This window comes from Erwinia psidii (genome assembly GCF_003846135.1).
GTDB lineage: Bacteria > Pseudomonadota > Gammaproteobacteria > Enterobacterales > Enterobacteriaceae > Erwinia > Erwinia psidii.
On the sequence record NZ_RHHM01000002.1, the window covers coordinates 169,777 to 183,977 of the forward strand.

At 49.7% G+C, this 14,201-nt stretch carries 15 protein-coding genes and 1 pseudogene; 9 read left to right on the forward strand and 7 right to left on the reverse strand.

Annotated features, from left to right (window positions below; all coding sequences use genetic code 11):
- Position 1 precedes the first annotated feature (1 nt).
- Positions 2–568: a ribose 1,5-bisphosphokinase gene (phnN, locus tag EB241_RS03460; protein WP_124231821.1), complete on the forward strand. Its 567-nt coding sequence runs from the start codon at positions 2–4 to the stop codon at positions 566–568.
- A gap of 4 nt (positions 569–572) precedes the next feature.
- A complete protein-coding gene (gene phnP, locus EB241_RS03465) occupies positions 573–1,337 on the forward strand; it encodes a phosphonate metabolism protein PhnP (RefSeq protein ID WP_124231822.1) in 765 nt (254 codons plus the stop codon).
- 424 nt (positions 1,338–1,761) lie between these two features.
- On the opposite strand, the gene EB241_RS03470 is transcribed toward phnP, so the two are convergent.
- Entirely contained in the window at positions 1,762–2,664 is a 903-nt protein-coding gene (locus EB241_RS03470) for a LysR family transcriptional regulator (protein ID WP_124231823.1), read from the reverse strand.
- A 1,074-nt stretch (positions 2,665–3,738) separates the two neighbouring features.
- Between EB241_RS03470 and EB241_RS03475 the strand changes: the two are divergent.
- Positions 3,739–4,288: pseudogene (locus tag EB241_RS03475) on the forward strand (DUF3304 domain-containing protein).
- Between the two features lie 133 nt (positions 4,289–4,421).
- Here the strand turns inward: EB241_RS03475 and EB241_RS03480 are convergent.
- Together EB241_RS03480 and EB241_RS03485 are read right to left on the reverse strand one after the other, a co-directional pair.
- Complete coding sequence (locus EB241_RS03480) at positions 4,422–4,628, reverse strand: hypothetical protein (RefSeq protein WP_124231824.1); 207 nt, start codon at positions 4,626–4,628, stop codon at positions 4,422–4,424.
- A gap of 189 nt (positions 4,629–4,817) precedes the next feature.
- Positions 4,818–6,041 carry an NAD(P)/FAD-dependent oxidoreductase gene (locus EB241_RS03485; RefSeq protein ID WP_124231825.1) on the reverse strand — a complete coding sequence of 408 codons (1,224 nt, stop codon included), beginning with the start codon at positions 6,039–6,041 and terminating at the stop codon, positions 4,818–4,820.
- A 192-nt stretch (positions 6,042–6,233) separates the two neighbouring features.
- On the opposite strand from EB241_RS03485, the gene EB241_RS03490 reads away from it, so the two are divergent.
- The 4 genes from EB241_RS03490 (at position 6,234) to gloA (ending at position 9,441) form a co-directional block, all read left to right on the forward strand.
- Positions 6,234–7,028: a sulfite exporter TauE/SafE family protein gene (locus EB241_RS03490; RefSeq protein WP_124231826.1), complete on the forward strand. Its 795-nt coding sequence runs from the start codon at positions 6,234–6,236 to the stop codon at positions 7,026–7,028.
- A gap of 18 nt (positions 7,029–7,046) precedes the next feature.
- Complete coding sequence (gene blh, locus EB241_RS03495) at positions 7,047–8,330, forward strand: bifunctional sulfur transferase/dioxygenase Blh (RefSeq protein ID WP_124231827.1); 1,284 nt, start codon at positions 7,047–7,049, stop codon at positions 8,328–8,330.
- Positions 8,331–8,734: 404 nt separating this feature from the next.
- On the forward strand, positions 8,735–9,061 hold the full coding sequence (locus EB241_RS03500) for a putative quinol monooxygenase (protein ID WP_124231828.1): 327 nt from the start codon (positions 8,735–8,737) through the stop codon (positions 9,059–9,061).
- Complete coding sequence (gloA, locus tag EB241_RS03505; protein WP_124231829.1) at positions 9,058–9,441, forward strand: lactoylglutathione lyase; 384 nt, start codon at positions 9,058–9,060, stop codon at positions 9,439–9,441. The genes EB241_RS03500 and gloA overlap by 4 nt, the downstream gene beginning before the upstream one ends.
- A 27-nt stretch (positions 9,442–9,468) precedes the next feature.
- On the opposite strand, the gene EB241_RS03510 is transcribed toward gloA, so the two are convergent.
- Positions 9,469–10,332 carry a LysR family transcriptional regulator gene (locus EB241_RS03510; RefSeq protein ID WP_124231830.1) on the reverse strand — a complete coding sequence of 288 codons (864 nt, stop codon included), beginning with the start codon at positions 10,330–10,332 and terminating at the stop codon, positions 9,469–9,471.
- 645 nt (positions 10,333–10,977) lie between these two features.
- On the reverse strand, positions 10,978–12,396 hold the full coding sequence (gene fliD / locus EB241_RS03515) for a flagellar filament capping protein FliD (protein WP_124231831.1): 1,419 nt from the start codon (positions 12,394–12,396) through the stop codon (positions 10,978–10,980).
- Positions 12,397–12,439: 43 nt separating this feature from the next.
- Here fliD and EB241_RS03520 point away from each other — a divergent pair, with 43 nt between their 5' ends.
- On the forward strand, positions 12,440–12,757 hold the full coding sequence (locus EB241_RS03520) for a hypothetical protein (protein WP_124231832.1): 318 nt from the start codon (positions 12,440–12,442) through the stop codon (positions 12,755–12,757).
- Positions 12,758–13,024: 267 nt separating this feature from the next.
- On the opposite strand, the gene EB241_RS03525 is transcribed toward EB241_RS03520, so the two are convergent.
- Complete coding sequence (locus EB241_RS03525) at positions 13,025–13,270, reverse strand: hypothetical protein (protein WP_124231833.1); 246 nt, start codon at positions 13,268–13,270, stop codon at positions 13,025–13,027.
- A gap of 95 nt (positions 13,271–13,365) precedes the next feature.
- Between EB241_RS03525 and EB241_RS21740 the strand changes: the two genes are divergently transcribed.
- Positions 13,366–13,491: a hypothetical protein gene (locus EB241_RS21740; RefSeq protein ID WP_267432125.1), complete on the forward strand. Its 126-nt coding sequence runs from the start codon at positions 13,366–13,368 to the stop codon at positions 13,489–13,491.
- 25 nt (positions 13,492–13,516) lie between these two features.
- Here EB241_RS21740 and EB241_RS03530 read toward each other — a convergent pair whose 3' ends face one another.
- Positions 13,517–14,038 (reverse strand): GNAT family N-acetyltransferase, encoded by a 522-nt coding sequence (locus EB241_RS03530; protein ID WP_124231834.1) that lies wholly within the window; start codon positions 14,036–14,038, stop codon positions 13,517–13,519.
- Between the last annotated feature and the right edge of the window lie 163 nt (positions 14,039–14,201).

Sequence of the window (14,201 nt, forward strand, 5' to 3'; positions counted from 1 at the left end):
TATGGCCAGACTGATCTACCTTATCGGCGCGTCCGGCTGCGGCAAGGACAGTCTGCTCAGGGCGCTGCGCGTCTCGCCCGGCGTCAATATGCTGGTTGCCCATCGCTATATCACTCGCCCGGCAGCGCCGGGTGATGAAAACCATATCGCGCTCAGTGAGCGTGAGTTCAGGTTTCGTGACCACCACGGGTTATTTTGCTTATCCTGGCAGGCGCATCAGTTGCATTATGGTCTGGGTATTGAAGTCGATGCGTGGTTGGCAAAAAACATTGACGTGGCGATAAACGGTTCACGCGCCTACTTATCGCAGGCCACCAAACGCTATGGCGATCGCCTTCTTCCCGTTTGCCTGACCGTACCACAACCTGTCCTGCAACAACGGCTGATCGCCCGTGGCCGGGAAAATGAACAACAGATTGCCGAACGCCTGCGCCGTATGCATGACTATCAGGAAACGGTGCCAGCGACCTGCCCGCGCCTGCACAATGCCGGGCCATTAGCGCAAACGGTGCGTGCTTTCTGGCAGCTCCTTGCGTCTGCTGAAACCTCCAGACTCGCCGGGAGCTGAGATAATGACCCATCCCGCAACATTTACCCTGACCTTTACCGGCACCGGTGGCGTTCGTGCCGCGCCACTCTTTGGCTGCCAGTGTCCCGCCTGCCAACAGGCCAGAGAGCAGGAAAGCTGCCAGCGTCGCCCTACCGGGGCGCTGATCCAATGTGAAAATGAACGGACGCTGGTGGACGCGGGCGGCGATAATTTATCTCAGCGTTATCAGCCAGGTGAATTGCAGCGTATTCTGCTCACCCATTACCACATGGATCATGTTCACGGGCTGTTTCCCTTGCGTTGGGGAGTCGGGGATACCCTTCCCGTATTTTCGCCCCCCGACCCGGCAGGCTGTGATGATTTATATAAACACCCTGGTATGCTGGATTTCAGGTTTCTTGAACAGCCGTTTACGGTATATCAAATGGGGCAAATGAAGGTTACCCCCGTGCCGCTTACGCACTCAAGGCCAACCTGGGGTTATCTGTTCGAATGGCGCGGCAGAAAAGTAGCTTATCTGACGGATACCAGCGGACTGCCTGCCGATACCCTGCATTTTTTGCAACAGCAGCAGGCCGCTGTCATCATTATTGACTGTACTTATCCGCCTGGAGCAAACCACAATCACAATGATATTGATGAGGTTGTCAGGCTGTATGATGCATTACGCCCGCAGCAAATGCTGTTGACCCACATCGATCATACCCTGGATGCCTGGCTGATGATGCACCCGCTGCCGGCAAACATCACCTTAGCTCAGGACAACCAGACCATTTCGTTGGGATAGCGAAGCCTGATAGTGTCACACCCGCCGTTAAATAGCCTGTCTCAATCGGTATCATCCCCCGCTTCCCGCGCCGACTGGCAGCGGGAAGCGCCCAATTCCCTGTACAGCAGGTTGGTTCAGAAACAGAATGCGATGAAGCACAACTAAAACAGCGGCATCTTGACACAGGCTTAAGACACTGCCAGTCAACAGCACAGCGTTATCCGGTGGAGAATGACCCGTATTGATCGGCAAAAACGACTATTCCGGTTAGCTGTCGTTTCTGCGAATGATGGCAAATAAAAAATGTTCGTAATGGCATTGTCAGAAAAAAAAGTGTCCGCATGTGCACACTCACGCCACTCAATGTCAAATCATAAAAATTATAAATGGGATTTACCTTGCATTATTTCCGAAAAATGGCCAATGGATTATTCAATATAGTTTATATTTTCCAACTTTTTTCAATAACTGACTTTTTCAGATAGTCATTCATCATCGCGATATATCTGTTGCCAGATTTTATTTCTGGCCAGACAAAAAAATAACTGTCGCCTGTTCTGACGGCAGATCTTACGGGGCATATTAATGTCTTATTGTTAATTTCTCTCCTCACCATATTTACGTCGACAATGGCAATACCTAAACCCTGTACGGCCGCACTGATAGCGGCGTCAATGGTATTAAACTCATAGCCATTTTGTAGATGATGTATCTTTTTACCCAGGGCACGTTCGCACCATAAAAACCAGTTACTTGCCTTGGACCTGGAATACAGAATATTATAGTGACCATTAGTTATATCTTCATATTCAGATAAAACACCAGGTGCACAAACGGGGATCAGCCACTCACTCAGCAAACGCGTTGCCTTGCAATCCTGTGGGAAATTTCCGTTACCAAACTGAATGGCACAGTCGTATATATTTTCATTAAAATCAACAACTTCACCATTAACACCATTACCATCGAGTCTAATCAGCCCCTGCCCTTCTTCGCTCTGAAATTTGTTAACCACCCCGATAAACCAGCGTAGTGAAAAAGTGGTGGGTGCTCTTATACGAAGCTTTTTTTTCTCACTAAAAAAATTACCACAGGCAGTATCCAGTGAATTAAATATCATCTGAATTTCTTTTGAAAAATACTCTCCCTCCTGAGTTAACTTTACTTTCGGCCCATTGCGTATAAATAATCTACAGTCCAAAAAACCTTCGAGTGTATTTATGTGTTTACTGATTGCACTTTGCGTAATTGATAATTCATTCGCAGCTTTAGTGAACGATTGATGACGAGACGCCGCCTCAAAAGCTTTCAATGCATATAATGGTGGATCTCTCATTGTTTCCATAAATTAATACCCCTGGGAAATTAAAATTATCTTTTATATATGTAATAATTTCCATAATGAGAAAAAAACAATCCATAAGATTCATCCCAAAAACATTAAATAACATTAAGTTAAAGGGCATAAAAAATACAGATATAATTGCAAAGTTTGACCTGAAACATAATTTTCAGCAATATTTTCTGTGCCAATGTTCATTAAAGTTTATAGAAATAAGTAATGATGAAATGGTTAAAGACCACTCAGACGGCCCGGTGGAAAACAGGCACGGTTACCGCTTTCATCGTTTCACAGATTGTGGCGGATAATATACATCCACGGCTGATCTGGCGCATTTCGTCCCGTGGGAACAGCGCCACCTGGCCTTCACGCAGGTCGCACTCACCTGAGCGGCCTACCCCGCGGTTGATCATCGCATGGTACTGATTGTTCGTTTCGGACCGCCTGTCAGACCAGCGCAGCCTCTCAACGTTCAGCACTGCCCGCCCGCGTGTGTCGCTATCAGCTCCGCTTTAATCATCCACCGGATTTGCCCTCGCGTGATACTGCTCAGCCTTTTCCCGGAAAACGCCAGGCGGTGAGACTTAAACGCCGCAAAAAGAGATAAAAACCGGCGATACGGACCCGGAGGATGATGCCACGTCAGAAATATCGGCCTGTGAACAGATTCAGGGGCGTCTCCCTCCTGAAGGTGAGTATCAGCTTGCCAGCACCGGACAGTCGCCCGGCGTTGGCAATATCTCCCTCCTGAAGGTCAGTATCAGCTTGCCAGCACCGGACAGTCGCCCGGCGTTGGCAATATGGCGCTCAGTGCTTTTGCCGGTGGCGAAAAACGGATGTGAGGAGAAACAGGAGTTTGAACAACGTGAAACAGGAAAGTGCCGCGGCTGCGGCAACCGGAACAGGTGGTCTGGCACCCTGTGACCGGCGCTGCTCCCCACTTTAACCACGTCAAAAAAGCGTCAGGACGTCACTTTTAATAATCCCCTGCATTATCTTAAACAGGGTGACATTATCACTTAGTGATTATTCCTGAGTGGATATAATACCTGCCCTTAAGGACAGCTGGAGGCAACGGTGGGATTTTTTGCAAGAATGGGACAGGTGGACATGGCCATCACCCGGTTTTATATCTGGCGAAAAATGTGGATCTGGAGCGTGATATCGCTGCCGATGCTGTTCGTGCTGGGCTGGATAGTGTGGGTGATGTTCTGGGTGCCACCGATGAGGGGGTGACGCTGATTATTCACAGTAAGATTGACCGGCCAATAAGAGGGTTCAGCGTGAACGGTATGGCGGGGGGAATTCCAGTGCATATAACCCCGACAATAAGTATGCAAATGAAAGCGGAGGAGCCACAACCTGTTGTGGCAGTATCAGGGGAAAAACAACCGAGGTTATCTGGACCGTTGACTATACAAGAGCGCAGTACAATGCCGGGTTACGCACAGAGATTCATAAGGTCATCATGCCGCTGCCAGAGCGCAGGCGGGGCGAGAATGACCTGCACGTTCATTTTTTACCGGGAGATAAGGTGCTGCTGGGCTGGAGCGACAACGCGTTCTCGCCCTACGATCCGCGCAGTCCGAAGTATACTCCGCCACAAAAGCACACAGAGGATAAGTGACCATGGAAATGGATTTGGATGCCATAATCCCGTTGCCCGGTGAGTTCGCAGCATGCCGCACGCTGACCACACAGGGATGGCCTGGATTTTTACCCTTACCGGCATCAAATCCTGTGGGTCGCGTTAAATACCCTCACGAGATACCAGAACGGGCAGCCGCTCTGGGAATTTTATTCTGACCTGTTTCTGTTATGGTCAGCCATAAAATCTTTTTTAACCATCGGTATATTTGAGCCAGGCGAAGCGGTGTTGTATCGCTCAATAAAGCGGACGGTTGCCGTTCACCAGAATATGCCTCACGGTGAAAATCAGTAATAAACACGGCACCTTGCATCACCATGGCAATTATTCTGTATCATTACCCGGCATCGCCAACAGATAAAACAGCGAAATATCCGTGTCATATCGACAGCCACTGAATTCTATATTATGTCATCAGCATTGCTGATCTTATTAATAATAAAAATGCAATCGCTGTTGATACTCACTGTCGCGTAATAAAGGAGGCGGATTTTTCCCCCTTACAGGGTTATTTACTTTTAGCAAACCACTCTATACCCCGCAGCATACCGGACCAGTAAAAACGCGGTAAAAACCAGACTTTCAGCCACCAGGCAAACCGGCTGGGTTGTTGCAAATTAAAAGGGAAAGTAGGTAACAGGGTGTTGTCATAGCCAAACTCCGCCAGCACCACTTTCCCTCTTTCCACTGTCAGCGGGCAGGATCCGTAACCATCATAATGAGTGTGCGCCGTTTTTCCCCGCAGCATCGCATGCAGGTTTTCCGCAACAACCACGATCTGCTTGCGGGCGGCTGCGGCCGTTTTTGCATTGGGTGCGGAACAACAATCACCCAGAGAAAATATCGTCGGCCAGCGCGGATGTTGCAGGGTAAAACGGTTTACATCACACCAGCCACCGACATCCCCCAGCCCGCTGTCGGCAATAAAGGTGGGCGGTGTCTGAGGAGGCACCACATGCAGCATATCGAAGGGTTTTGTCACTTCTGACGTTTTGTTATCCGGCGTGGTGACGGCGAATGTTGCCAGCCTATTCTCACCGTCAACCCGAATCAGGTTATGCGCATAACGGATGTGCGCCCGGTATTTTTCCAGATAATGTTTGAGTACCGGAACGAATTCCGCAACGCCAAACACCGCCTGGCCCGCCAGGCAGAATTCCGTGTCGATATCGTCGAGACATTGCTGCTTTAACCAGTAATCAGCGGAAAGATACAGTGCTTTTTGCGGTGCTCCGGCACATTTAACCGGCATGGCAGGTTGCGTGAAGATGGCCTTTCCCTGTCGCAGTCCCTGCACCAGTTTCCAGGTATAGCTGGCCAGTTCAAAACGGTAATTTGAGGTGACACCATTGCGTCCCAGGGTTTCTTCCAGACCCGCTATTTTATCCCAACGGAGAGTTAGCCCACAGGCGATAATAAGATAATCATAGGGGATTTTTTCACCGCCCGCGGTCATGACATATTTTTCCTCAGGATTAATGAGGACTACGCTGTCTTTAATCCATACTGTATTTTTTGGTATGACATCCTGCATCGCGCGATATGTCTTTCTGATATCAAAAAGCCCTCCGCCAACCAGCGTCCAGGCGGGCTGATAATAATGTTTATCCTGCGGTTCGATCAGCGTAACAGCGAGTTTTTTCACTCTTTTTTTTATGCTGGCGATAAGACCTGTCCCTGCGCTGCCTCCACCAATGACGACCAGCCGTTGCGATGATAAATGACTTTCCATATTTTTACTCCCCTGCATTTTTATAAAGAATAGAACACCAGAGAATATGAAGAAAGGAAAAATCTATACCTTAAAGTTATAAAAAATAATCTTTATAATATTTTGCTATATGTAATAGCAAAAAGGAATATACGATTGACATCTATTCTCCCCGGCTTTTAAATACAACGAAAAATATCCAAGAGGCGTGACATGTTCATACAGGAAATTGGCCATTCATGGCCAGATGCAGCGTTTTTTCTCCTGTTGACCGGCCTGATTGTAGGACTTCTTCTGGCCTTAACCGGTGGAGGGGGATCGGTGGTCTGCGTGCCGCTACTGCTCTATCTGGTCAGGATGAAAGACACTCATATGGTGATTGGCACCAGCGCCATGGCCGTCGCCGTAAGCGCCCTGGTCAGTCTCCTCAGCCATGCTGCGAAGGGGCATGTCAGATGGGCACCGGGATTAACCGTTTCTCTGGTCGCCATGTGCGGCGCCCTGTCAGGCGCTGAAGCAGGTAAGCTGGTGAGTGAAAAATATCTTCTGCTGCCTTTTTCCTGTCTGATGCTGGTTGTGGCACTGCTGATGCTGAGAAAAAAAAGCGGATGCGTCGTCGCCCGGCCAGCGGCAGGTTTTGTTGTTCGTCCTTTCCTCGTTGGCCCGGTGGTGTTTACCGTGGGAGGACTGGCGGGATTGCTGGGCATTGGCGGCGGATTTCTGGTGGTGCCAGTCCTGGTCTGGCTGTTTAATTTTTCCATGACGGAGGCTGTTGCCACATCGCTGATGGTGGTGTTCACCACGGGGATGTCAACCAGCATCAGCTATGCGCTGGCGGGAAAGGTCTCTGCGGTAAACACGCTGCTTATTATCGCCGGGGGATGTCTGGGGGGGCTGCTGGGGGCCACAGTTGCCAGCCGACTTAAGAAAAATGAAATGATTATTAACATTATGTTTTCATTGATTTTAATAGTCACGGCATTGTATATGTTTACGAAAAATATCTGACTATCTCAGGAGCGGCTGATGAAGATACGCCACTTTAACCCGCAGCTCTCTTTTTCGGGTGCACTCAGTGCAGACGACTTTGCGAGCCTTAATCAGCAGGGTTATACGCTAATTGTTAATAACCGGCCCGATGAAGAACAGGGCGACTTTCTGCTGCATTCTGAAGAACAGTCTCTGGCCAGGGATCGGGGAATGGATTATTTTTATCTGCCATTCACGTTTGACACTTTAACCTGGGATCGGGTTTATGCCTTCAACCGTCTGTTAAGGTCCGCGAAGAAAACACTGGCTCACTGCCGGAGCGGTTCCCGTTCCGTATGCCTGTTTCTGCTGTATGAACTGCATAACGGGTTGATAAACGAAACGACATTTCGCGAAACCTGTTTTCAGTATGAGGCCGATGCCGAAAAAGCCTTAGCCTGGTATGCATGCCAGCAGGAAACAGAGGCACAGGCCGAAGTTCATCACTTTTATGAACCGGTGAGCGGCAGCATGCAGTACATCGTGGCAGATCCAGCCAGCCGGCGATGTGCGATCATCGATCCGGTACTGGATTTCGACAGCAATTCCGCTACCGTCTCCTGCCAGCAGGCGCAAAAAATGCTGGACTTCATTCACCTGAAAAACTGGCAGGTGGCATGGATCCTGGACACCCACCCACATGCGGATCACTTTTCCGCCGCGTCCTGGCTGGCAGAGCAAACCGGCGCACTCACGGCCATTGGCGAAAAGGTGGCAGAGGTGCAGGCGTTATGGAAAAAACGCTATAACCTTTGCTCGCTCCCCGCCCCTGAATCCATCTGGGATACCCTGTTCAGCGATGGTGATATTTTTTACGTGGGGAATCTGCGTGGAGAAGCGATCTTCTCGCCAGGCCATACGCTCGCCTCGGTGACCTATCATATTGGCAACTGCGCTTTTATACACGATACCCTGTTTATGCCAGACAGTGGCACTGCGCGTACAGATTTCCCCGGCGGCAGCGCCGAAGCATTGTGGCATACCTTGCAACGCATATTGCAACTGCCGGAGGATACCCGGTTATTTACCGGCCACGATTACCGCCCTGGCGGACGTCCTGCCCAGTGTGAAAGTACGGTTATGCAGCAACGAAACGAAAACCCCTGGCTGATTAATCAGGACAAGGACAGTTTTGTGATAAAACGCAATCAACGGGATGCGACACTGCCCCTTCCGGGCCTGATGCTGATGGCATTGCAGGTCAATATTAACGGCGGACGGCTACCGCCAGCGGAAGATGACGGCCATCGCTATCTGAAAATTCCCCTCAACCGTTTTTAATCATCACAGGCAAACGCTCTGATACCGATGGATTGAGCGTCACTCAGGGGTTGACGACCAGCATGATGACCGGCGGTGCCGCTGACATCCTTATTCCGAGCCGTGGGTGCACCGTCCCTGTTTGCCACAGAAAGCGACGCCCACGGTAACCCGATCGATGAAAAGCGCGGTTGGCGATGCCCAAAGGTCTGGCAACGCATGGAGGCTGGCGAAGGTTTGTCGTGGCACCCCTTGCCGGAGCGTCGCTGTTACAGCGTTAACAACGCACCATCCGCGTCAGTTTTGGCTCCCTGAAGAAAACGCCGGAACTTTTTGTTAGCAGGACACTAAATATCCGTTAGTTTACACACTCGCCGACAGAGATAAAATGCGCAAATAAATTTATTACCGTCGGAGAAATTATTATGTCTTATCATGTAGTGGTTAAATTCATCGTTCCTGTTGAGCGGCGCAATGATTTTATTATGGCAGGTCTTGATGACGCCCAACAATCATTAGAAAACGAACCCGGCACCTTAGATTTCAATATAATTGAAGACGAAGAAGATCGTTCTGTTATTTATTTTCAGGAGGTCTACAAGAGCAAGGATGCCTTTGAAGAACACTGCCGTGGGAAAGCATTTAAGACGTTCTTTGATGCAATTTCTGCTTACTGCGCTGACCCGGAATTTCTGTTTAAAGGGGAACGGGTGGCATGGAGCAGACCGACTGTTAACGGTGACACTAAATGAGAATTATGCATACGATGCTGAGGTCCACAGACCTTGTGGCATCCCTTGATTTTTACTGTAACGCACTAAAAATGAAAGTGCTCAGAAGGGAAGAGTTTCCTGAAGGAAAGTTCTCGCTTGTCTATGTTGGTTACGGTGATGAAATCACCGGCACCGTGCTGGAGCTTACCTATAACTGGGGCGTCAGCAACTATGAGATCGGCAACGGCTACGGACACCTGGCGATAGGCGCACGGGATATTCAGGGACTCTGCGATAATGTGGCGCAGCTGGGATATAAGGTCGTCAGGTCACCAGGTCCGATGAAACTGGCCCCCTCCCTGAAAATTGCTTTTATCGCAGATCCAGACGGTTTTGTGATAGAGCTTATTGAGGAGTAGCCCTCCTTCAGAAGAACCATACCCGGTTTAACGCCGGGTATAATTTTTAACATGGTTGATGAAATTCGCGGTCAGCTTTGAGCGGGAATGTTTTCGCCAGATAAAATACAGATCGCTGGTCTCTTCAATCAGCCCGGTATGAAAAGTAAAGTCGCCGGCGTTTTTTATATGATCCCGAAAGCTTTCAGGAATAAAGGCACAACCCAGGTCTTTTTTAATACAGCTGAACATTACCGGATAAGATTCAAATTCCATCATTATTCTTGGCTTCAGGTTATTAGCGGTTAGCCAGTTATCTACCTGATTTCGGTAAAAACAGTTGTCGCCAAAAACATAAAGTTCTCGTTCGTTGAAAGACGCCTGCGAAATGCCGGATACATTTGATGCCGTGACCAACATCAGGCTTTCTTTGAATGCCAGAATGCTGGTCATTAAAGGATGCTGGACAGGGCCGTCAGAAATTATTATATCCAGCGATCCGTCAAGCAGTGCGCTTTCCAAATCAAAAGAGTGGCCTGTTCTGACATTAAAAGCGACACCCGGCATCTTTTCGCGGCACATTGCAATTACACCCGGAAGCTGGTTACTCAATGCCGCATCCAGCGCGCCGATGTTCAGAGTACCTTTCTCCGCGTCAGCGGAAAAAATCGCTACCGTCCGATCATGAAGATCGATCATTTTTTTCGCGTTCTCATACAGAAGCCTTCCTTCGGGGGTTACGAAGATACGGTTCTTCTCCCGGTAAAAAAGCTCTGCATCAAGGAGCCGTTCTAATTCTTTGATCCTTATAGTGATGTTGGCTGCGACACAGTGGCATCGTAAGGCTGCCAGGGCGATGGATTTTTCTTCCACAACGGCACAAAAATAGACTAACTGAGAGATTTTCAGCATATATCCTGTCTGTTCAGTTCATTCAGTTCATTCAGTTCATTCAGTTCATTCAGTTCATTCAGTTCATTCAGTTCATTCAGTTCATTCAGTTCATTCAGTTCATTCAGTTCATTATTTTAAACAAAATAAAAACCACCCCCTGAGATTGACGCCAGCGGTGCTCTTCGCTCACTTTTCCCGCTTGTTATTCTGGAAAATTTATTGGTACAACACAGCAAGCCTAGCCCAAACTGGCTGATAAATAGCGTCTCGCCAGGGTGGGCACCGGCAGATAACCTGGCAGAATATCGCGTAATGCATCCCCTTATGGCGAACTGAAATGAATCATCAGCCCCACGCCGGGTTTAACGGTTTACATTACGATAAAAGGAATGGAAGTTATACCGGCGTTGCGTCAGGCAAGGTCATTTTGCGTTGGCTGTGCTGCGGGGGAAATGCGTATGGTGAGCAGCGTCTTTGCAAGATAAAGCTTCATTTTCATCATCAAAAAAACCACCATCCTCATGCCTGTCACCGTGTCGCAGGTACTGTCACAATCCGTGTTATTTATCCTCTCCCTTACTGACAGGCAGTCACAGCCCGGCAAATCATCCTGATCTGCCGGGGAGGAAAGCACATGCCTGTGGCACCAGGCCTTCCAGCGGCTTATGATTGTCCGCTGGATTGTGTCGAACTGCTGAACTGCTGCGTCAGAAAGGAGCTGGTACTGTTTAGCTGACTGATAACACTGTCCAATTGAGTGAACTGCTTTTTATAGCGCTCCATCGTGTTACTGATCCGCTGGCTCTGCTCGCTATACCTTTCCTGCAGTGAGCTGAGACGGCTGTTGGCCGAACTTTCCGCATTACCCAATGAACCATTCTCAGAAAGGGCACTGGTCAGCTGTGATGCCATGCCGGTTGCCGTGCCGGTGGTCTTGCCGTCGCCAGCAAATAAATCGCTGACGTCCTGCGCACTGTCTGCTATTGCGGTGTGCAGAGCATCCTTATCCAGCTTGAGCTTACCCGTCTGCGGATCGGTTGTAATACCAACCTGCGCCAGCGACTGGAGTTTATCCGAGCCAGAATTACCATTCAGCGCACTCTGTAACTGACGCTGAACGCTGCGTACGGTAGCATCACCAATCAGCGGGCCGGTGCTGCCGTCATCAGATGAAGACTGGGTTGAATCCGTGGTGTCAGCATCATCAGAGGTGAATTTTGTCAGCGCTGTCGAGGTATCCACCAGGGCGTTGTAGGAATCCACCCAGTCACTGACCGCCTGCTCGGCGCCGTCAGTGTCTGTGGCAACGGTTACCGTCTGATTACCCGATGTCACGGCATTCAGATCCAGTGTCACGCCGGCCAGCGCATCGCTAACCGTGTTACTGCCGCTCTCGACCTCAATATCATTCACCGTCAGTTTGGCATTTTGCGCGGCAACGCTTTCAGTAAGGCCCCCCCCGTCAGAACTGTAGCCGATAACGTTTTCAAGCTTATCATCGCCGGCAACGCTGACAGACGATATCGCATTCGCCGTACCGGTTTCACTGGCAGTGAGTGACAGGCGATAGCTGCCATCAGCCACCTTGACTACGCTTGCAGTGACGCCTGCATCCGCACCATTAATGGCATCCTGCAAACCGGAAAGCGACGTCTGTGCAGCGGTTAACTTAATATCTTTATGTGAACCGTTAGCCAGCTTTACGGTGAGCGTGCGACTGTCAACCGTACTGTCACCCTGTTGGGATTTGGTATCAGACGCGATGCCTGAGGTCAGCGTTTGTGCCTGAGCAAGCTGCGAGACGCTGACACTGTACTGCCCTGCCTGGGCATCTTCCGTTGTGGTCGCACTTATCGCTGAGCTGGAGCTGGTAGCCGTCGTTGCCTGAAAAAGTGCAGAATCCGTCAGCTTCGCATTCGCCGTCTGAAACTGCTCAAGCGAGCTTTTTAGCTGGCCATACCCACTGATCTTTGCTGTCCATGACTGTTGCTGCTGAGTAATCGGCGTCAGCGCGGCCTTTTCTGTCGACTCAAGCTTATCAAGCATGCCGCTCAGGTCGAGTCCTGACCCTACCCCAAGCATACTTATGCTGCTATCGGTGGTACCGGAGTCAGTGGTGGTAGCCGTGTCGGAAGAGGTTGGAACCGTTGAAGCTGCGGCAGTGGTCGAATCAGCGGAAGCAGATGGAACCGTTGTAACGGCTTCAGTTGACGAATCACTTGAAGATGGAGCCGTTGCAGCGGTTTCAGTAGATGAATCGCTGGTTTCAGAAGTAGCAGAGGGTACTGCTGTCGCGGCAGATAATGCCGCACTGCTCATCAAAGACGAGCCAGGTAAAGAGATTGTGCTCATAATATTTCCTCGTTTTTCAGTACACAGGAAGTCAGTAGCAGAGAACATATCGGCATCAGGCAAAAGCAACTTTAGTGAAAATTTGCATTAATTCCTAAATTTTCCAGTTTTTCCCTTAAGTGTTGCCGGGCAAAACACCGGGTGAAATAATTTTTTCGCAAAGAAATCAGCATGGTACATGCTTTCCACATAAAAAATAAAAGCACACTAACCAATGGATAATATTAGGATTTTTCCGAAAACAAAAGCCGAAATCGGCGTGTTTTTCAGCAAGAAATCAGTAACATTACTGGAAAGGGATGCCAAATATAACTTCATTTTTATTAATAGATCAAAGTAATATCTTTTCCAGTGAGCATTAGCCGATCACGCGGCGAATTCGTTGCAGGCCTGGCTTTTTCGGCTTTAAGCGCCTTGTGATGGGCGGCGGCCTTGCGGACTTTTTCAGCGACAAGTATGTTCCACTCATCACCAGAAGAGGGCTGACACCACCTGAATGGTACAGCGCCTGAAAATGCTGAAAAATGGCGACGGCAACCTGTTTGCTGATCGATGACTGCTGCCTGAATGTTATTTTTTGGCGCGGCGAATCAACGGTATTCACGGACACAATCAGGAAGCTACTCGTGCTTAACAGGCTGATTTTCAGATTATTAATAGCACTGGTGCTGGGAGCATTTCTGGGGTGAGCAGGCGAAAATGTCAGATAGCGGGTGCCTTTCCATTAGCATCGTTCCGATAATCGTGGCGGCCTCCCTGATTGTCGTCTTTATCGACAGACAGATCGCGAAAACCATCAACAGAAAATATGCCCGCCAGACGTGACAAGGGCAGCGCGAACGCCGGGCAGCTACGATAGCTGAATGCCGTAAAGAAGATGATGTGAAAGCCGGTGATCCGGGGGCAAATCAGGATGAGCAAACTCCCCTGCCCGCGTCATCCCAAGCCGCTTCATCAGTCGCTCAGACGGGCTAACCGACGCAGTAAAGGCGACCACCTCATGTAATGCCAGGGCGTTAAACGCATACTCCAGGCAGGCTTGTGCGGTCTCCTCTGCCAGTCCCCGATGCCAGAATGCTTTACCCAGACGCCAGCCAGTTTCTGTACAGGGCGAAAAAGCATACTTATCTGGCTGTGGATGTAAGGCCACGCAACCTACAAATTGCCGGGTTTCTTTTAACTCAACCGCCCAGAATCCCCAGCCGCGCCGATTGATGCCGTCCGCCAGTCCCCTCGCCAGGCGGTCACTTTCTTCCCGCTTGAGCGGCGCGGGAAAAAATTGCATCACCTCAGTATCGGCATTTTGAGCCGCAAAAGGCGCCAGGTCTTTTGCCTGCCACTGCCGTAAAATCAGCCTTGCCGTTTCGGGCACCCCTTTTTCCTCTCCGTTAACTGTTACCCACAGTGCCCCATCTGTACGCCAGCCTGCGCCGCAGAAACGGCATGCCGCAGTGAAGCCAGCAGTTGTCGTCTGCACACTGTTGTTTTTACGTAATTCAGCCGATTTAACTGTTGCTGCTAAATCACCCTGGGCA